Raw genomic sequence first — 18648 nt, forward strand, 5'->3', positions numbered from 1 at the left:
CATGCAGCAACAATCAATCCCTGACACCAGGGCGGAAAGCCCGACGGCGGCCGCGGACTCGATCCCGGTGGTGCCGCTCCGGCACCCGGTCCGGTTAGCCATCGCCGTCGTCCTTATTGTTATCGCCCTCAGCGCGGCCTGGGATGTGGCCGTGAACCAGCGGTACCACTGGGACGTGGTGGTCTCCTACCTCTTCGCCCCGCAGATCCTGGCCGGCGCGGGGCTGACGGTCCTGCTCACCGTGGTGTCCATGACGGCCGGCATCGCCCTCGGCACGGTCCTCGCAGTCATGCGGCTCTCGGCGAACCCGATCCTGAGCACCCTCAGCCGGGGCTACATCTGGTTCTTCCGCGGCACACCGCTGCTGGTCCAGCTGATCTTTTGGTACAACATTGCAGCCCTCTACCCGGTGATTGCCTTCGGCCTTCCCTTTGGCGGCCCGTCCCTGGTCCTCGGTTCGGCGAACGTGCTCATCTCCCCGCTGGCCGCCGCGTTGCTGGGACTGTCCCTGAACGAGGCCGCCTACATGGCAGAGATCATCCGCGGCGGCATCGGATCCGTGGACAAGGGCCAGTACGACGCCGCTCGGGCCCTCGGCATGGACGGCGGAAAGCTCATGCGCCGGGTCATCCTGCCGCAGGCGATGCGCGTAGTCCTGCCGCCCACCGGCAACCAGGTGATCTCCATGCTCAAGGGCACGTCCCTGGTGAGCGTCCTCGCGATCTCGGACCTGCTGTACTCGGCCCAGATCATCTACGCCACCAGCTACCAGACCATCGCGCTGCTCATCGTCGCCAGCCTCTGGTACCTGCTGATGACCACCATCCTGAGCTTCTTCCAGACCAAACTCGAACGGCGGTACGGCCGCGGCTTCGACGCGGCGCCGCGGCGGAGACGCCAGCCCAAATTCCCGCAGCACACCGCCCGGCACACCGTTCCGGCCCACATCCAGGCCCAGCCAGAGACAAGGACAGCATCATGAACACCGCCATGGTGGAAGCCCAGGGAGTCCGCAAGAACTTCGGTTCAACGGAAATCCTCAAGGGCATTGACCTGAGGATTGAGCGCGGGTCCGTGACCTGCCTGATTGGACCGTCCGGTTCCGGGAAGACCACCTTCCTCCGCTGCATCAACCACTTGGAGAAGGTCGACGCCGGACGGCTGTACGTGGACGAGCACCTGGTGGGCTACACCGAGCGCAACGGCCGGCTCTATGAAATGAAGGAACGCCAGACAGCCCGCTCACGGCTGAACGCGGGCATGGTCTTCCAGCGGTTCAACCTCTTTCCGCACATGACCGTGCTGGAGAATGTGGTGGAAGCGCCCGTCCACGTGCTCGGCCGTCCCCGGAACGAGGTCACAGCCGAAGCCCAGACGCTGTTGGACCGCGTCGGGCTTGGCGACCGCGGGCACTCCTACCCCCAGGAACTCTCCGGCGGCCAGCAGCAACGGATCGCCATTGCACGGGCGCTGGCCATGAAGCCCAAGCTCATGCTGTTTGACGAACCCACCTCGGCGCTCGATCCGGAACTGGTGGGCGAAGTCCTCGACGTTATGAAGTCCCTGGCCGAGGCCGGGATGACCATGGTGGTGGTGACCCATGAACTTGGCTTCGCCCGCCAGGTCAGCGACCAGGTGGTCTTTATGGACCAGGGCGTCGTGGTGGAAAGCGGACCCCCTGAGCAGGTCCTTGGCTCCCCGCAGCACGAACGCACGCGGGCCTTTCTGTCCAAGGTCCTCTAAGAACATCACCCACCTGGCCGGGCCCTATCTGCCTGGCCAACCCGAAAGGAAACAGCACCATGCTTCGACAGCAGGTCACCACAGAACTCGCACCCATGCCCGCGGGACCCTACTCCCAGGCCATCGCCGCCAACGGGTTCCTCTTCACTGCCGGCCAGACACCCCACCACCCCGTCACCGACCACACCGTGGGCACCACCATTGAGGAGCAGACAGTCCAGGCCCTGGAGAACCTGGCCGCCGTCCTGGCCGCGCACGGCCTGGACTTCTCCCACGTCGTCAAAACCACGGTCCATCTCCACCACCCGGGCCGGGACTTCGCAGGCTTCAACGCCACCTACGAACGCTTCGTCAAAAACCCGTACCCCGCACGAACAACAGTCGGCTCGTTCCTCGGCGATTTCCTGGTCGAGATCGACGCCGTCGCAGCCCTCCCCGAAAGGACATCATGATAAGCCTCAACCGCGACGTGGTGGTGGTGGGAGCCGGACTTTCCGGCTTGACCGCGGCCCGCGAACTGAAGAAAGCCGGCTTCACCGTCGCCGTGCTGGAAGCGCGCGACCGCGTGGGCGGCCGCACCTGGACGGACACCGTTGACGGTGCGGTGCTGGAAGTCGGCGGCCAGTGGGTGTCCCCGGATCAGGCCGTGCTGCTTGACCTGCTGGACGAGCTGGGCCTCAAGACGTACTCCCGCTACCGCCGCGGCGAGTCCGTGTACATCGGCGCCGACGGCAAACCCGTGCGCTACACCGGCTCCTTCCCGGTGGACCCGGCCACCGCCGTCGAGATGGACAAGCTCGTTGCCCTCCTGGATGGGCTGGCAGCGGAAATCGGCGCCACTGAGCCGTGGGCGCATCCCAAGGCCCGCGAACTGGACACGGTTTCGTTCCACCACTGGCTGCGGGCCAACTCGGACAACGAGGAAGCCTGCAACAACATCGGCCTGTTCATCGCCGGCGGCATGCTCACCAAACCCGCGCACGCCTTCTCCGCGCTCCAGGCCGTGCTGATGGCTGCCTCCGCCGGGTCCTTCAGCCACCTCACGGACGAGGACTTCATCCTGGACAAGCGCGTGGTGGGCGGGATGCAGCAGGTCTCGTTGCTGCTGGCACAGGAGCTGGGCGACGACGTTGTGCTTAACAGTCCGGTGCGCACTATCAACTGGGAGGACGCCGGAGCTGGAGACGGCCACGGTGAGAGCCGCCGCGTCAGCGTGGTGTCCGAGCGCACCACCGTGAACGCCCGGTTCGTGATCATGGCCGTGCCGCCCAACCTGTACTCGCGCGTGTCCTTCAACCCGCCCCTGCCGCGCCGCCAGCACCAGATGCACCAGCACCAGTCGCTGGGCCTGGTAGTCAAGGTCCATGCCGTCTACAGCACGCCGTTCTGGCGCCAGGACGGTCTTTCCGGGACCTGCTTCGGCGCCGGGTCGCTGGTCCAGGAGGTCTACGACAACACGAACCACGGCGACACCCGGGGAACGCTGGTGGCATTTGTCTCCGATGAAAAGGCCGACGCCGTCTTCGAGCTGGGTGCCGACGAACGCAGGCGCGTGGTGCTGGAGTCGATCGCCGGGTACCTGGGGGACCAGGCGTTGGAGCCCGAGGTGTACTACGAATCGGACTGGGGCGCCGAGGAATGGACCAGGGGCGCTTATGCCACCAGCTACGACCTGGGCGGGCTCCACCGTTACGGGAAGGACCAGGCCACTCCCGTGGGCCCCATCTACTGGTGCTCCTCTGACATCGCCGCCGAAGGCTACCAGCACGTGGACGGCGCCATCAGGATGGGCCGGCTGACTGCAGCACGGGTCTGCGACGCCGCAGGTGTGGCCGAGCCTGCGCACCTTGCGTTCACTGCCAGTTCCGGGGCCGGATGCTTGGCTCCTCTAGCGTCTCGGTGGTAAGACGGCACGCAATTGAGGCCGTCACAGCAACGAGAGGCAACAGTGACTTCACGCATCAACCAGCCCACACTCAGCAGGCGGGCGGCCCTCGCAGCAGCGGGAACGCTCGGGGCGCTGGGAATCACAGTGTCCGCCGCGGCCGCCGGCAAGGCCGCGCCTGGTGCGAAGGCGCCGAAGCCCACCCTGGCTTTCCGCCCGGACGGGAAGTTCAAAGTGGTGCAGTTCAATGACACCCAGGATGACGAGCAGACGGACCGCCGCAGCATTGAAGTCATGGAGCGGACCCTGGATGCGGAGAAGCCGGACTTCGTGGTGATCAACGGCGACGTCATCAACGGCGGATGCGACACGGAGCTGGACGTCAAGCAGGCGCTCAACCACGTGGTCAAGCCCATGGAGAGCCGGCAAATTCCGTGGGCTGTGACCTTAGGAAACCATGACGAGGATTCGGCGCAGAAAACAGGGATGACCGAGGCCAAGATGCTGCAGTTCCTGCAGAGCTACGCCTATAACGTGAACGCCGACTCGGTGCCGGGCCTGACTGGTACCTCCAACTCGCAGCTGCTGGTCCAGTCCTCACGGTCGAAGGACCCGGCCTTCGGCCTCTGGCTCATCGACACCGGCCGGTACGCCCCGGACGCCATCAACGGCCAGAACTTCGAGGGCTACCCGGACTGGGACTGGGTGCGCATGGACCAGGTCACCTGGTACCGGAACCAGTCCATCGCCACGGAGAAGAAGTACGGAAAGAAGATCCCCTCGCTCATGTGGGGCCACATCGCCCTGCACGAGCACCGGAACATGTGGTTCGCCAGCATTGACTCGCGTACCGCCGCCGACCACGCACGCGCCGTCGCAAAGCACAGCATCGTCGGCGAGCGCAATGAGGATGAGTGCCCGGGCCCCTTCAACTCCGGCCTGTTCAGCGCCTTCCTGGAGCGCGGGGACGTCCGGGGCTACTTTGTGGGGCACGACCACGTCAACACCTACGTCGGTGACTACTACGGCGTGCAGCTTGGCTACGGTCCCGGCACCGGATTTGGCGCCTATGGACTGGACGGCGCAGGGCGAAACCGGCTGCGTGGCGCCCGCGTCTTCGAAATGGACGAGAGCCACCCGGGAATCTACAAGGACACACGGCTGGTCTTCGCGAAGGACTTTGGCATTGACCTGACGGCGAACGACCAGCCGATCGTTCCACTCCCGCTGGACCCGGCCCAAAGCTGATCGGTTGCTCCGTAACAGCCCTTTAGACGGCCCAAAACGGCGGTTACGGAGCAATGGATGAGGCCCCTCCCGGCCCGGGCGGCGAGCGATCACGCGGTGGGTTCAGCCGCCGGGGCGGGGGATGCGGGCGGCAACTTCGGCGGCGTCCTCAAAGCTGAGCGGTGCGTTCTGCCGGAATGCGGCGTCGGCGTCGGCGCGGAGCACGTCTGCGGCCAGGATACGAACGTGGACCAGCTCGTCGTGGTGCTCGCTGCAGGCCAGGACGTCACCGCGCACCAGGGCCCGGCGGGAATAGTTGCCGGGGGATTCCTGGAAGATGACCCACCAGGGATCGCCGGCGGCGTCCAGGAACAAGATGCCGCCCCGGGGCAAATACGCGGTGCCGTCCACGCCGCGGCCCTGGAACCCTACTACGTCCTCCGGCGGAGCTGCGAACCTGACCCCGCCCGCTCCGTCCACGTCACGCCAGTTCATCGGGACACTCCGCTCAGCCCACGTGGACCCAGGGGCGGTTGGTGACCTCCGGCACGGCCTCGCGCAGGACTTCCCGGGTGACGGGAGCGATCTCGCCCTCGCCGAGGAACAGGAACCGCAGGAGATTCGTCACCGGATTCCCCTCAGTCCAGCGGAAATAGATGTGGGGCATCAGCCCGGTCACGTCCCTGATGTGGAGCAGCACCGAGGCGATGGTGTTCGGAACCACGGGGCCGTGGACTTCCAGGATCCGGTAGCCGTGCCGTTCCACGCCGTGGACTTGCAGTTCGGTCTCGAAGTCCGAGGAGTCGTCCACGATCACTTCCAGGAACAGAGCCTGGTGGTCCAAGGGAAGATGGCTGACTTCGATCGCCGAGGTGAGCTTGTCCTCGTACGCGGCAGCGCTGGTCCGGAGCGGTTCGTGGGAAATGATGGCCAGGGGCCCGTCCACCACCTCAGACATGAACTCCAGTGCCTGCCGGTCCATGTGCACATGGGTGGCGTGCAGTTCGAAGGAGCGGCGGATCCGCGACAGCAGGGAGATGATGATGATCCCGGCGATGAAGACCGCGGCGATTCGGATGCCTTCGGGGCGTTCGAAGATGTTCGCGACGGTGGTGTAAATGAAAACCACGGCGATGACGCCGAACCCGACTGAGCGTTTGCGCTGCCGGCTGCGCCGGGCGGAGAGCGTGACCGCCACAGATGCCGATGTCATCAGCACCAGCACGCCGGTGGCGTACGCGCCGCCCTGGGCATCGACGTCGGCCTTGAACAGGAAGGTGATGACGAACCCGATCACAGTGAACACCAGAACCAGGGGACGAACGGCTTTGGCCCATCCCGGCGCCATGCCGTAGCGCGGCAGGTACCGCGGCACCAGGTTCAGCAGCCCGGCCATGGCGGAAGCACCCGCGAACCAGAGGATGGCGATGGTGCTGATGTCGTAGACCGTGCCGAAGCCGACGCCCAGGTATTCGTGCGCCAGGAAGGCCAGGGCCCGGCCGTTGGCCTGGCCGCCGGGCTGGAATTCCTCCTGCGGGATCAGCACCACGGTGATGAAGGAGGTGGTGATCAGGAACGCGCTCATAATCACCGCGGCTGTGGTCAGCAGCCGCCGGGCGCCTTTGATCCGGCCCGCGGGGTTCGCCTCGGTGTCGGTTTCCGCTCCCCGGATCTGCGGCATGACGGCCACCCCGGTTTCAAAACCCGACAGGCCGAGCGCCAGCTTCGGGAAGACGAGCAGCGCGATGCCGATCACCATGAACGGGTTGCCGTGAGAGGTGGTCAGTGCCTGCCACCAGTCGGCTACGGCAACGGTGTGGGTGAATACTTCCGCCAGCGTCAGGACAACGACGACGGCGTTGAGCCCCAGATAGATGACCACGAGGACAACCGCGACGCCGATGGCTTCCTTGAACCCGCGCAGGAACACGGCCGCGAGCAACGCCAGCAGGAAGAGGGTGACGCCGATGTTTTGTCCCGCCAGCCAGCCGGGGGCCAGGGGGTTCTGGATCAGGTGGGCGGTGGCGTCGGCGGCGGACAGGGTCATGGTGATCATGAAGTCCGTCGCTGCGAAGCCCAGCAGGACCAGGACGAAGAGTTTGCCGCTCCAGCGTGGCAGAAGCCGCTCCAGCATGGCGATGGAGCCTTCACCGCGGTGGCTTTCCCCGGCCACCCTCCGGTAGACCGGCAACGCGCCGAGCAGGGTGACGGCCACCAGCACGATGGTGGCCAGCGGGGAGATGACGCCCGCGGCAAGGGCGGCGATGGCGGGCTGGTAGCCCAGGGTGGAGAAGTAGTCCACACCGGTCAGGCACATGACCTGCCACCAGGTGTGCTTCTTTTCGTGGGCGGTGGTGACGCCGCCCGGGCCCTGATGCGTACCCTTGCTGTCCTGCAGCCCGAAGAGCAGCCAGTTCCGCAGGGCCGTCCTGCCGTGCGGACGCTGGGCCGACGGGTCTGTCGGGGTCCTGCTTAGCGTGGTCATGGAGTCCTTTCCGGGCCGCACACACGCACCCGCGATCACACTCCGAAGCTAACACCGGCGGAATATGGCGGCCCGGGAAAGACGAAATTATTGACGAATCATTTACGGCTCGAAGCGGTACCCCATGCCGGCCTCGGTGAGCAGGTGCCTGGGCCGGGCCGGGTCGGCTTCAAGCTTGCGGCGCAGCTGCCCCATGTACACCCGCAGGTAGTGGGTTTCGTTGCTGTAGCCCGGACCCCAGATCTTCGCCAGCATCTGCTGCTGCGTGATGAGCCGTCCCGGGTTGCGGACCAGCAGCTGCAGGATGGCCCACTCCCGCGGGGTAAGCCGTACCGGTGCTCCGTCGCGGACCACCTTCTGGCTGGCCAGGTCCACTTGGAAATCCCCGACGTCGATGGTCCTGGGTTGTTCGCCTCCGTCGGACGAACTGAGCCGGCGCTCGGCCACCCGCAAGCGCGCAAGGAGTTCGTCCAGCCCGAACGGCTTGGTCACGTAGTCATCGGCTCCGGCGTCGAGGGCCCGGACCTTGTCCACGGATCCGTGCCTGGCAGACAGCACAATGATCGGTGTGGTGCTGGAGCGGCGGATCCTGGTAATGACGTCCACCCCGTTGATGTCCGGCAGGCCAAGGTCCAGCACGATGATGTCCGGCCGGCTGTTTTCGGCGTGCTGGAGGGCGGCGGCTCCGTCCAGGGCGGTAAGCACCGTATATCCCTCGGCATGCAGATTGACCTGCAGCGCCCGCAGGAGCTGGGGTTCATCGTCGACGACGAGGACTGTTCTCATCGCCCACGGCCTTCTGTGGAGCGTCCTTCATCCGGGGACCTAACGTGGGCGTTCTCCAGTCCGTTGGAGAGAGGGAGCCGGATGACCATCGTCAGTCCACCGCCGGGAGTCGGTACGGCGGACAACTGGCCGCCCATTGCCTCGGTGAAACCCTTTGCGACGGCAAGGCCCAGGCCGATTCCGAGGCCGTCCGGGGCGTCGTCGAGGCGTTGGAAGGGCTCGAACATGGTGATGACATTCGCGGCGGGAACTCCCTGGCCGTGATCCACGATCCTCAGTTCGCCGCAGGGACGCCCGTCGATGGTGGCGGTTGCGGATCCGCCGGCGGGGCCCACTATGGCGACGTCGGAACCTGGTGCGTATTTCAAAGCGTTCTCTGCGATGTTGGCGATGACGCGCTCCAGCATGCCCAGGTCGGCGTCGATGAGGGGCATGTTCGGGGCGAGATCCACCCTGATGGCCCCGCCGGGGATTCCCCGCAGCGCTTCTTCGATGGCATCGCGCCAGGTCACGGCCGCGGTGAGCGGTGCCGCGGATCCGCTCGAAATCCTGGACATGTCGAGGAGGTTGCCCACCAGGGACTCCAGGCGGTCTGAATACGACTCGATGGTTTCGAGCATCTCGGCCTTGACCTCCTCCGGGAGCCGCTTATTCTGGCGCCGCAGGGCCGTGACGGCAAGCTTTATTCCTGCGAGGGGTGTCCGCAGGTCGTGGCTTACGGCGCGCAGAATGGACGTCCGGATGCTGTTGCCCTCAGCCAGCTTCGCCGTCTCACTCAGTTTGAGCTGGAGTGACTGACGCTGCCGCAGCAGGAGGAGATGGGACCCGTATGCCGTCAGCAGCCGCCGGTCTCCGGCGGTCAGGGCCCGGCCGGCGACCACCAGCGCAGTCGCCGGGTCCGCACGTTCAACGGCACCGGCGGCGGGATCAACGGAACCGGGGGACGGCGGGGGTGCCTTGCCGGAGTAGGCCTGAAGCGCCCAGTCTTCGCCGGTATCCGTACGCAGGGCATCCGCACGCAAGGTAAACAGCCCTGCCGACGGGACCTGGAAGGTCTTCCGGACCTTGTTAAGAAAGGCCGCCACCGTATCATCCTCGATCAGCGCATCCCGGGCCAGGTCAGCCAGAATTGCCGCTTCGGAGCGCGCACGGGCGGCTTCGCGGGCGCGCCTGGCCGAGAGCCCCACCAGCAGGGACACCGCAATTGCTGAGCCAAGGAAGACCAGCAGCGCGAAAATGTTCTGCGGATCCTTGATGCTGAACGTCCCTACCGGGTCCGTCTCGAAGTAGTTGAGCAGCAGGGCGTCCAGGAGCGCAGCCACCACCGCCGGCCAGAGGCCGCCGATGAAAGCCACGGCCATCACCCCGGTCAGATGGACCAGCACGTGCGTGGCAAGGTTGAGGTCCGGGGCACGGGAAAGCATTGCTGTGGCGAGTGCCGGCAGGAGCACGGCAAGAATGAAACCTGCCGTTGTCCGGGCGCGACCGAGCATCAGCGGGGCGGTTTTGGGCAGCCTCGTGAAGGTTTTGCCCACGCCGGGAGCCGCGACCGGCACTATGCGATGAGTTTCCCTTGCCACATGGACAGTCTGTCAGTTGACGGGGCGCCGCGTGGCCGGGTTTTGTCGGATTCCGTGGTTGAGTTGCAGGGGCACAGGTTCCTCAACGCCCGGAGCGGACGACGGCGGCGGATCGCCTCATGCGTGCCGCGTCGGTGCCGGTGTGGAGGGCGCAGTGGACTGGCCGTCGCCGGTTTTGGTGGACGTGGCGCTGCCGTCTTCCCTGGCACTCGGATCGGACTGGACGATGGCGATGATCTGCGCCTTGTACGCCTCCAGCCGGGACTGGATCTCCGAAGGCGGGACGTTCCGAAGGTTGTTTCCGTACTCGTCGATTTCGGCCCACAGTGCTGACAGTTGCTCCATCCCGTCATCGCTGAGCCCACAGCCTCCCACAGTCAGGACCAACTGGCTGGCCAGCGCCTGGGTGTGGCATTCCCGGCAGTTGTAGTTCACGGCCGCGGAATGGTTCTCCGGAGCTATGACATGGGGGTGATCCACAATCAGGACCACCTGGAAGCCCACGGCCACGGCCGTGCAGCCTGTGCAGTTCGCGAAAGCATACGCTTCGTTGCTCGTCGTCACCGGATCGCCGTCTTCGGCCCAGACCAAATCGAACTCTGCGCTGTAGGCCGCTGAGCCGTCGGTGGTGTTCACCGCCAGGGCCTGGTTGCCGTCCCCTTGCGGGACGGCCGGCCGGGCGAAAGGGAACGCCCAGCGCGGCGCCGGACGTTTCCAGCCGGCAGGTACGGTCCGCATGGCCTGTTCAACGGTGCTGCCGGCTTTCCCGTCCCGGGGCACGGCACCGGACTGCGGAACCACCGGCGGGGTGGCGTCTGCCAGCGTTACGCGCTCGGACTGCTGGGCGGAACGGTACGTCCCGCCGTCGGGCCACGACGCCCCCGTGAGTCCGGCCAGAAGGGCCGCAGCGGCCGCCAGGGCAACGAAACTTGGCCCTGCCTTACCGCGGAATTCCCGCCAGAGTCCTGTCATCAACTGCTGGGCAACCATACTCACGTCACCTCGAGTCCGGCGCGGGTTGATCTGCCCCCAGCGGACAGCACTGCATCAGACAATGGTAAGCCTGGTTACCTTTTTCGTCACCGGTTGCTCCGTAACTGCCGTTATGGCCGCTGATAACGGCCGTTACGGAGCAACCGGTGGGGTTATTTGAGGCCGGCTCCCGGCAACAGCTCAACCGCGCCGAGGGAATCGGCGATGAACGCGTAGTCCCACGCCCGCTCGCGCCACTGGACGTACCGGCCCGACGCGCCGCCGTGGCCACCGTCCATTTCGATTTTCATCACGATCGGCGCTGTGCCGGTGGTCTTGTTTCGCAGCTCTTGGACCCACTTGGCGGGCTCCACGTAGAGGACGCGGGTGTCGTTGAAGGAGGTCACCGCGGCGATCTTCGGGTAGGCCACCTCCCTCACGTTTTCGTACGGCGAGTAGGAATTCATGTAGGCGTACACCTCAGGGTCGGTGATGGGGTTGCCCCACTCCTCCCACTCAAGGGCGGACAGTGGAAGCTCCGGGTCCAGAATGGACGTCAGCGGGTCCACGAACGGCACCTGCGCCACCACCGCGGCGTACTTTTCCGGCGCCAGGTTGGCCACGGCGCCCATCAGCAGGCCGCCCGCGGACCCGCCCATGGCCGCGATCCGGGCCGGATCCACCCAGCCCGAGTTCGCGAGCCAGTCGGTGGCGGCCACGAAGTCCGTGAAGGTGTTCTTCTTGGTGAGCTTCTTGCCGTCCTCGTACCAGTGCCGCCCCAGCTCACCCCCGCCGCGGATGTGGGCGATGACAAACACCACCCCGCGGTCCAGCAGCGACAGCCGCGCGATGCCGAAGCCGGGGTCCATGCTCAGCTCATACGAGCCGTACCCGTACACCAGGCCCGCCGCCGTCGAATCCTGCGTGATGCTCTTGTGCCGCAGCACGGAGAGCGGAATGCGGGTGCCGTCCGGGGCGTCGGCCCACTCCCGGCTGGCCACATAGTCGGCAGCGGAGTAGCCGCCCAGCACCGGGCTTTCCTTGCGGAGCAGCAGTTCGCCGGCGGACTGTGCCGGGGTGGGAAGGACGAAATCGTAGACGCGCGACGGCGTGAAATAGGACGTGTAACCCAGCCGGATCACCGGCGCCTCATAGTCGGATCCGCCGACGCCGGCCGTGTACAGTTCCTCGTCGAAGGCGGGTTCCACGGGTGCCTCCTGCGCCGGGGTTCCCAGCCCGGAAAGCCCCATCACCTGGACCCGCTCGATGGTGTCCTTGCGGACGGAGACGATCAGGTGCGTGGAGGTGACTCCGGCACCGTTGACGCGGACGTCGTCGGAATGTTCGACGACGGTGCTCCAGTGCTGCTCGGCGAGCGGCTTGGTGAGCTCGGTCGGGTCAACCAGGGAGACCATGGAGTTCACGGCGTTCCGGTTGTGCGTGATGATGATGCGCTCCTGCTTTCCGCCGTCAGGGCCGGTGAGCAGGAAGGGTTCGGCCTCGTAGAGCACGCGTTCGTCCCGCGAAATCACGGTGGCCAGGGCCGCCGTCGGGTCATCAAAACGAAGCAGCCGGGTCTCGCTGTACTCGGAGCAGCCGATGCCGAGCACGAGGTGACGCCTGTCAGAGGAGAGCTCAAAGCCCAGCCACATGGCGACGTCGTCCTCCTGGTAGATCACCTCATCGTCGGTGACGGGCGTGCCCAGCACGTGGGACTTGACCTGGTAGGGGCGCCAGGAATCATCCACCACCGTGTAGAAGATGCGGGTGCCGTCGGGGGAGAAGCTGACACCGTAGAAGACGTTCTCGATGACGTCCGGCAGGAGCTCGCCGGTCCGCAGGTCCTTGATGTGCAGGGTGAAGCGTTCGTCGCCGGCGTTGTCCACGGCGTAGGCGAAGAGGTTTCCGTCCACGGTGACGGCCGAGCCGCCCACGGAGAAGAACGGCTTGCCTTCGGCCTCCACGTTGCCGTCCAGCAGTAATTCCTCGCCCGGGATTTCGACGCCGGCCTCCACCGCCGGGGGAGCCCAGTCGGCCACGGGGTTGCCGGTGTCCTCGGCGCGGACCCGGCACTGGATGCCGTACTCCTTGCCCTCCGCCGAGCGGCTGAAGTACCACCAGCCGTCCTTACGGTTCGGGACAGACAAGTCTGTCTCCTGCGTGCGGCCCTTGATTTCCTGGAAGATGGCCTCCCGCAGCGGCTCCTGGTGCGCGGTGACCGCCTCCTGGTACGCGTTCTCGGCCTTCAGGTGCTCGACGACCTCGGCGGATTCCTTTTCGCGCAGCCACTCGTAGTTGTCCACGAAGGTATCGCCGTGGTGGGTCCGCTCGTGGGGGACCTTCTTGGCGACCGGCGGCCGGAGACTGCTGGCGCCAGTGGCGTCAGCGGAGGTGGCGGCGGAATCGGGGGAGGAGCCGGCGGAATCCTGCAGCGGAGTCTGAGTCATTCCTTCAATATAGATACCCCCGCCGGCAAGGGCACGCCCGTTCGCTACCGGGGTAGCGGCCGCCCTTCCCACCCCCGTTGCTCTATCACCTTTGGTCCCCAAACCGGCGGCAGAGGGACCATAAGTGATAGAGCAACTGGGGTGGGCCGGAGGGGCCCTAAGTTACTCGCGGGGACCCCTTGATCGATACTCGGTGCAGTGCTAAAACGGCATTACCGGGAGGATCCGGACGCGTTCTTTTTCATCTGCCTCTTGAGGGCGGCTAGCCCGTTGGGCACGCCACAGCGCCAGATAGCGCATCGGCAGTTTGCGGGTGACCCTTCCGATAAGGTGGCCCCCGGCCGTGCCGGGGGCCATCCCTATGAGCAGCCTGGACTCAGGTAGCCAGCTCCAGCATGAGCGCCGGCAGTTCGTCGGTGAGTTCGCTGGCCAGGAACCCCAGCGGACCCAGCCTGCTGGCGAGCCTGTCGGCCGCGGCCGCATGAAGGTGCGTTCCCCAGCATGCGGCCTGGGCGTCACTGGCACCCCGTGCGCGGAGCCCGGCGATGGTGCCGGCCAGAACATCCCCGCTGCCGGACGTGCCCAGTCCGCCGTAGCCGGTGGTGATCTCCCACAGCTCGGCACCCTCCGGCCCCTGCCAGTCAGGTGGGCGCGCGATGAAGCCCTGGCAGCTGACCACCGCCTGGTACCGCCCCGCAATCTCGCGCACAGCCGCCTCCAGTTGGTCCACCTCCCGGCCCAGCAGGATCTCTGCCTCCTTCGGATTCGGAGTGAGGATCAGCCGCCCGTGCCACGGCTGCAAAGCATTCCCCAACCTCGGCAGGCAGCCCACGGCGTATGCGTCCAGAATGATGGTGGCACCGCCGGTTCCGAAGCCTGCGCCCGTGCTGCCGCCGTCGTCATCCCATTCCAGCAGGGTCCTGAGCACGTCCTCCGTACGGCCGGCATTGTCCAGTCCCGGCCCGATCAGAACGGCGTCGGTACTCTCGAGATCCCCCTGAAGAGGCTCCAGCCCGGTGCCCCGCCCGGAGCCGTCCCCGGTTTCCGGAAGTCCTATGACGCCGGCCTCCGGGAAGCTGACAGCAAGCTGCGTGGCCACAGATTCGGCGACGGCCAAGGTGAGCCTCCCGGCCCCGGCCCGGAGCGCTGCGATTCCGGCCAGCAGGGCGGCGCCCGCCGTAGCCCGGGCGCCGCCGATCACCATCACCGAGCCGCGGGAGTACTTGTCCTCCCCGGCCGACGGCAGCGGCCAGCCGCGCAGGAGTGACTGCGTGACCGGCGTCGCCCGCGAACCGGCAGACTGGCTACCGGGGGTGGACACTGGCATCCCCTGTGTGTTCGGTGACCTCGACGCAGGACTTTCCGCCGGGCGGACGGTAGTAAAACTTGCCCAGCCAGCACCGTCGGTCGGCTTCTCCCGGGAGCCGCCGCTCCACGCCCTGGGCGGTGAGCATGTCCGGGATGCCGAATTCGCGGGCGGGGACGTCGATCACGTCGGCACCGGCGCGGCTGGCCTTGGTGGCCGCCACGTTGCCTCCGCTTTCACCATGCCGGACCAGGATAAGCTCCACGGCCCCGGGCTTCCCGACCGCCTGCCTCAAACCGCTGTTTCCCAAGACCAACCACCCCGTCGTCGTGCGGCCCTGCCGGTGCGGACCCTATTTGAGGCGTACCCACTTTAAGCTTCGGATAACACTCAATGTGGGTTGCCACAAAGTACTCAGCCAGACCCTTGACAGGGCTTCATTACCGCGCAGTAATAGAAAGCACACTTTGTTAATTGGGGTCGATGATGAGAAACCTAATACCGAAAGGCACCCTCCGCCAGATGCTCCTGCCGCCCACATTCGGGCGGCACATGACCAGTGCTGCAGACTTCACGGTACTCTCCGTGGAGGTCTGGAGCACCTGCCTGGTGGTCAACATACATGTCGAATCCGGGGCCGGCAGAGCGGCCCCCGAAATCGCCGTCGAGGATCATTGGGGCACGGCCTACACGTTGCAGGACTCCGCCAGTTTGGGCTCGCGGAACCTGCAGGTGTTCACACCTTCCGTGCCGGCCGGCACCAGGAGCCTGACGATCCGGTCCACCGACGCCGCCGAGGCCCGCCTGGTGGTGACTTTCGCCGTCCCGGTCATGCGCGATGCCAGCGACCTGAACGCTTATCAACCGCACCACCTTCGCCGCCCCGCGTAAATGCCGTATCCCCCTTCGTTGCTCTATCACTTTTGGTCCCCAAACGGCCGGCAGAGGGACCATATCTGATAGATCAAACTCGGTAGGCGGGCGTATCCTGATCACGCAAAGGCGCATCCGCCCAGCGTGAGAGGGGAAGCTTCATGACCATCCCGCCAGTGCACGAACCCGAGCCGTTTCCGCCGGAGCCCGGGCCTGACCCGTTAACACCGGACCCCACCTATCCCGGCCACCCGGGACCCGCCAGGCCCAGCCCCGTTCCGACGCCGGAACCGCCCGGTCCGCTGCCCATCCCGGATCCCGGGCCGGCGCCACTGCACCCGGACCCCACGCGGAGTTGACCACCCGGGAGTTGACACAGCTGGCCCCCGGCTCGAGCCGGGGGCCAGCAGTGTTCCACTACAGGACCGGCTACCTTTCCGGGGTCAGCACTTTCGAAAACACTGTGGCGCCGTTGGCGTTGCGGAGGCTGGCAGTGAAGGAGTTGTCTCCACCCAGCTGGACGTGCCCGAAGAACTGGCTCTCGCCGTCACGCGGGGACTGATTCACTGTCCGGCCGGCCTTGGCGAACACCACTTCGGGGCCAAACGTCCCATCCATGGCGTTGGGCCCGAAGGAACCCGCGGCAATCGGGCCCGCTACGAACTCCCAGAACGGATCGAAGTCCGTGAACGCGGCGCGCTCGGGGGAGTAGTGGTGGGCGGCGCAGTAATGCACGTCGGCGGTCAGCCACACCACGTTCTTGACCCGGTTCCGCTTGAAGGCGCTGAGCACGCCGGCGATCTCGAGTTCGCGGCCCAGCGGTGCGCCGTTGTCGCGGTTGGAGACGCTTTCCTCGTTCACCGGGCCGTCCGGGACCACGATGCCCAGGGGCAGGTCGGCCGCGATGACTTTCCAGGTTGCCTTGGACTTTGACACTTCGCGGATCAGCCAGTCCACCTGTTCCTGGCCCAGGATGGACGTGGCGTACGCTTCCTTCCCGTCCGTGTTCGGGGATTTGAAGGTGCGCATGTCCAGGCAGAAGATGTCCAGTTGCGGGCCGCGGCTGATCTTCCGGTAGATGCGGGCTGGCTTGTACTGCCCGCCGTCGTCGAACGTTCCCGGGCGCCACAGCGCCGAACTGTCCGCGATGGGCATGTTCTCCTGCCACGCCTGCCGGCCGCGGGCGGCGAGGGTGTTGACGTCGCGGACGGTGTACCGGGCGTCGTCGATGATCTGTCCCGGGTACCAGTTGTTGTGGGTCTCGTGGTCGTCCCACTGGGCAATCACGGGGACGTCCGCGAACATGGCCCGCATGTTTGCGTCCAGCGAGTTGTAGCGGTGCCGGCCGCGGAATTCGGTGAGGGTTTCGGCCACCTTGGACACTTCTTCCGTGACCAGGTTCCGCCAGATCTGACCGTCCGGTTCCACCACCGTTGCGGCGATGGGGCCGTCGGCGTAGATGGTGTCGCCGGAGTGGATGAAGAAGTCCGGGCGCGTCTGGTGCATGGCCCGGTAGCCGCGCATCCCGCCGAGTTCCTCGTTGATGCCCCAGCCCTGGCCGGCGGTATCGCCGGTCCAGACGAAACTCTGGACGGCCGACGGCGAGCCGTCGGCTTTGGCGCCTCCGTTGCCCTTGGTGCCGCTCTTGAAGGTCCCGGTGTCCGGGGCCGTGCGAAAGGTGCCGTTGATGGTTTCCCCCGCGGCGCCGTTCTCATCCTCGAAGCTCATTTCCAAGGCGAAGCGGGTGTTGGCGGGCAGGTGGCCGGCATGGATCTTGGCGGTGAAGTCGGAGGCCTGGGTGGCGCGGGGGCCGCGGAGGGTCCGTTCAAAGGCGCCCCGCCCGCTCAGTGTGGCGCCGCCGTCGTCCACGGCCCGGAGGGTGGCCAGCATCCGGCCGGGACCCGAGGCGCGCGACCACAGCACGGCGGAATCGGCGGTGACGTCGCCGGTGGCGATCCCGCTGGGGAGGGTGAGCCGGTTGCGGACCAGCGGGATGCCCGACGGCGTGGGGCTGCCGGGTGCGGCGGCCTGGGCGGCTGTGGGTGCGGCAGCCAGGGCGGCGGCGAGGACGGATCCCTTGACAATGGTGCGGCGCGAAAGTTCAGTCATGCCTCCACCCTTCACGCAGCGGGCACACAGACGCCCACCCGCAGGTGAACGCCTGATGTGCCGCGCCTGAACAGCTCCGGCGGCCGCGACGGCCCCTGCGGCGGCGCCCGAAGTTATCTCGCGTACTCGGGCAGCCGTCCTTCACGCAACGCCGCGGACATCTGGGCGATCCCGCCGTAGTCGGGGAACACCACCGAGGCTCCGCTGGCAACTGTGCCCGTTCCGGCGGTCGGCAGGGTGAGGGACACGAAGCTGTTGGGGTCGATGCCGCGCATCGCGTAGGCCAGGACGGCCACGCCCACTGGATCGAAGCCCTGGTCCACGGTGAGGTAGCTCCCGGCGAAGTTCACCAGGCCCCGCAGGGCTGTAACGTCCGTGAGGACGCTGGCACTGGTCAGCCGGGCGAGGATGGCGCGGAGGAACGTCTGCTGGTTCCGGACCCGCTGGTAGTCGCCGTCCGTGAAGGCGTAGCGCTCGCGGGAGAACTCGAGCGCGGCCTGGCCATCGAGGTGGTTGATGCCCTGGGTGAAGACGTGATGGGTGTCGAACGAGGCCTGGAACGGCAGGGTGACGTCCACGTCGATGCCGCCCAGCGCGTCCGTGAGTGCCCTGAACCCGTTGAAGTCCAGCATGAGGGTGTGGTCAATGGGAGTGCCCGTCAGTTGGCTCACGGTCTGTGCTGCCAGGGGCATGCCTCCCACCGACAGGCTGTCGTTGATCTTGGACGTGCCGTAGCCGGGGATGTTCACCCACAGGTCCCGCATGATGGAGACCACCTGCACGCTCCGCCGGTCTGCGGGGACGTGGACCAGCATCATGGAGTCGGCCCGCTGGTCCTGGTACTCGCCGGTGGACTGGGTGATGCCGGCCTGGTCCCTGGCGTTGGCGCGGCTGTCGCTGCCGATCAACAGAATGTTCATGGGAACTGCCGGGAGCTCGGCGATGGGCTCCGGCGGCGGCGGGGGCGCGGGTGCGGGCGGAGGCGGCGGCGTCGTCGTCTCGGAAGGCGTGGGCGTCGGAGTGTCCGTGGCCGCGGGTGCGGGCGCAGCAACCTCCGCGGGCGGCCGGCTGAAGACGAGGGCCGAGACCGCCACCGCCGCCACCAGCAGGAGGGACAACACGGCCGCGATCAGGCGCCGCCGTTTCAGCCCTGTAGGGGCCGCATTTTCGTGGCCCGGAGTGCCGGGGCCGATGCGATCAGGACCGCTTGGGGTGCTCACCATGACTTAGTGTCC

At 66.6% G+C, this 18648-nt stretch carries 15 protein-coding genes and 1 pseudogene; 6 read left to right on the forward strand and 10 right to left on the reverse strand.

What is annotated here, in order from left to right; genetic code table 11:
* Position 1 precedes the first annotated feature (1 nt).
* The 5 genes from AC1DIM_RS15895 to AC1DIM_RS15915 are packed head-to-tail and all read left to right on the forward strand — an operon-like array spanning position 2 to position 4876.
* The gene (locus tag AC1DIM_RS15895; protein ID WP_477711470.1) at positions 2-982 is read left to right on the forward strand and encodes an amino acid ABC transporter permease; all 981 of its coding nucleotides are present in this window, start codon (positions 2-4) and stop codon (positions 980-982) included.
* Positions 979-1743 (forward strand): amino acid ABC transporter ATP-binding protein, encoded by a 765-nt coding sequence (locus tag AC1DIM_RS15900; protein WP_477711471.1) that lies wholly within the window; start codon positions 979-981, stop codon positions 1741-1743. Before AC1DIM_RS15895 ends, AC1DIM_RS15900 begins: the two co-directional genes overlap by 4 nt.
* Before the next feature lie 59 nt (positions 1744-1802).
* A complete protein-coding gene (locus tag AC1DIM_RS15905) occupies positions 1803-2195 on the forward strand; it encodes a RidA family protein (RefSeq protein WP_477711472.1) in 393 nt (130 codons plus the stop codon).
* Entirely contained in the window at positions 2192-3649 is a 1458-nt protein-coding gene (locus tag AC1DIM_RS15910; RefSeq protein ID WP_477711473.1) for a flavin monoamine oxidase family protein, read from the forward strand. The genes AC1DIM_RS15905 and AC1DIM_RS15910 overlap by 4 nt, the downstream gene beginning before the upstream one ends.
* A gap of 42 nt (positions 3650-3691) precedes the next feature.
* Entirely contained in the window at positions 3692-4876 is a 1185-nt protein-coding gene (locus tag AC1DIM_RS15915; protein ID WP_477711474.1) for a metallophosphoesterase family protein, read from the forward strand.
* 102 nt (positions 4877-4978) lie between these two features.
* Here the strand turns inward: AC1DIM_RS15915 and AC1DIM_RS15920 are convergent, their stop codons facing one another.
* The 8 genes and pseudogenes from AC1DIM_RS15920 to AC1DIM_RS15955 all read right to left on the reverse strand — a co-directional run.
* Positions 4979-5350, reverse strand: coding sequence for a hypothetical protein (locus tag AC1DIM_RS15920; protein WP_477711475.1), 372 nt, complete (start codon positions 5348-5350; stop codon positions 4979-4981).
* Positions 5351-5363: 13 nt separating this feature from the next.
* Positions 5364-7340: an APC family permease gene (locus AC1DIM_RS15925; RefSeq protein WP_477711476.1), complete on the reverse strand. Its 1977-nt coding sequence runs from the start codon at positions 7338-7340 to the stop codon at positions 5364-5366.
* 102 nt (positions 7341-7442) lie between these two features.
* The gene (locus AC1DIM_RS15930) at positions 7443-8126 is read right to left on the reverse strand and encodes a response regulator (protein ID WP_477711477.1); all 684 of its coding nucleotides are present in this window, start codon (positions 8124-8126) and stop codon (positions 7443-7445) included.
* Entirely contained in the window at positions 8123-9706 is a 1584-nt protein-coding gene (locus tag AC1DIM_RS15935; protein ID WP_477711478.1) for a sensor histidine kinase, read from the reverse strand. The genes AC1DIM_RS15930 and AC1DIM_RS15935 overlap by 4 nt, the downstream gene beginning before the upstream one ends.
* Positions 9707-9823: 117 nt before the next feature.
* A complete protein-coding gene (locus tag AC1DIM_RS15940; protein WP_477711479.1) occupies positions 9824-10678 on the reverse strand; it encodes a hypothetical protein in 855 nt (284 codons plus the stop codon).
* Between the two features lie 173 nt (positions 10679-10851).
* The gene (locus AC1DIM_RS15945; RefSeq protein ID WP_477711480.1) at positions 10852-13125 is read right to left on the reverse strand and encodes a S9 family peptidase; all 2274 of its coding nucleotides are present in this window, start codon (positions 13123-13125) and stop codon (positions 10852-10854) included.
* A 376-nt stretch (positions 13126-13501) separates the two neighbouring features.
* Positions 13502-14446: an NAD(P)H-hydrate dehydratase gene (locus AC1DIM_RS15950; RefSeq protein ID WP_477711481.1), complete on the reverse strand. Its 945-nt coding sequence runs from the start codon at positions 14444-14446 to the stop codon at positions 13502-13504.
* A gap of 22 nt (positions 14447-14468) precedes the next feature.
* Positions 14469-14741, reverse strand: a pseudogene (locus AC1DIM_RS15955) (hypothetical protein); the annotation flags it as partial.
* Between the two features lie 242 nt (positions 14742-14983).
* Here AC1DIM_RS15955 and AC1DIM_RS15960 point away from each other — a divergent pair.
* A complete protein-coding gene (locus tag AC1DIM_RS15960; RefSeq protein ID WP_477711482.1) occupies positions 14984-15322 on the forward strand; it encodes a hypothetical protein in 339 nt (112 codons plus the stop codon).
* Between the two features lie 411 nt (positions 15323-15733).
* Here AC1DIM_RS15960 and AC1DIM_RS15965 read toward each other — a convergent pair whose 3' ends face one another.
* Both AC1DIM_RS15965 and AC1DIM_RS15970 read right to left on the reverse strand, forming a co-directional pair.
* Positions 15734-17413, reverse strand: coding sequence for an alkaline phosphatase D family protein (locus AC1DIM_RS15965; RefSeq protein WP_477711483.1), 1680 nt, complete (start codon positions 17411-17413; stop codon positions 15734-15736).
* A 113-nt stretch (positions 17414-17526) separates the two neighbouring features.
* Positions 17527-18636 carry an LCP family protein gene (locus tag AC1DIM_RS15970; RefSeq protein WP_477711484.1) on the reverse strand — a complete coding sequence of 370 codons (1110 nt, stop codon included), beginning with the start codon at positions 18634-18636 and terminating at the stop codon, positions 17527-17529.
* Positions 18637-18648: the final 12 nt, after the last annotated feature.

This window comes from Pseudarthrobacter sp. 01T43 (assembly GCF_056398665.1).

Coding starts and splice junctions, on each gene's coding strand:
- AC1DIM_RS15920 (WP_477711475.1), bottom strand. CDS start 5,350: ATGAACTGGCGTGACGTGGACGGAGCGGGCGGGGTCAGGTTCGCAGCT.
- AC1DIM_RS15900 (WP_477711471.1), top strand. CDS start 979: ATGAACACCGCCATGGTGGAAGCCCAGGGAGTCCGCAAGAACTTCGGT.
- AC1DIM_RS15925 (WP_477711476.1), bottom strand. CDS start 7,340: ATGACCACGCTAAGCAGGACCCCGACAGACCCGTCGGCCCAGCGTCCG.
- AC1DIM_RS15945 (WP_477711480.1), bottom strand. CDS start 13,125: ATGACTCAGACTCCGCTGCAGGATTCCGCCGGCTCCTCCCCCGATTCC.
- AC1DIM_RS15960 (WP_477711482.1), top strand. CDS start 14,984: ATGACCAGTGCTGCAGACTTCACGGTACTCTCCGTGGAGGTCTGGAGC.
- AC1DIM_RS15895 (WP_477711470.1), top strand. CDS start 2: ATGCAGCAACAATCAATCCCTGACACCAGGGCGGAAAGCCCGACGGCG.
- AC1DIM_RS15905 (WP_477711472.1), top strand. CDS start 1,803: ATGCTTCGACAGCAGGTCACCACAGAACTCGCACCCATGCCCGCGGGA.
- AC1DIM_RS15940 (WP_477711479.1), bottom strand. CDS start 10,678: ATGACAGGACTCTGGCGGGAATTCCGCGGTAAGGCAGGGCCAAGTTTC.
- AC1DIM_RS15910 (WP_477711473.1), top strand. CDS start 2,192: ATGATAAGCCTCAACCGCGACGTGGTGGTGGTGGGAGCCGGACTTTCC.
- AC1DIM_RS15930 (WP_477711477.1), bottom strand. CDS start 8,126: ATGAGAACAGTCCTCGTCGTCGACGATGAACCCCAGCTCCTGCGGGCG.
- AC1DIM_RS15970 (WP_477711484.1), bottom strand. CDS start 18,636: ATGGTGAGCACCCCAAGCGGTCCTGATCGCATCGGCCCCGGCACTCCG.
- AC1DIM_RS15965 (WP_477711483.1), bottom strand. CDS start 17,413: ATGACTGAACTTTCGCGCCGCACCATTGTCAAGGGATCCGTCCTCGCC.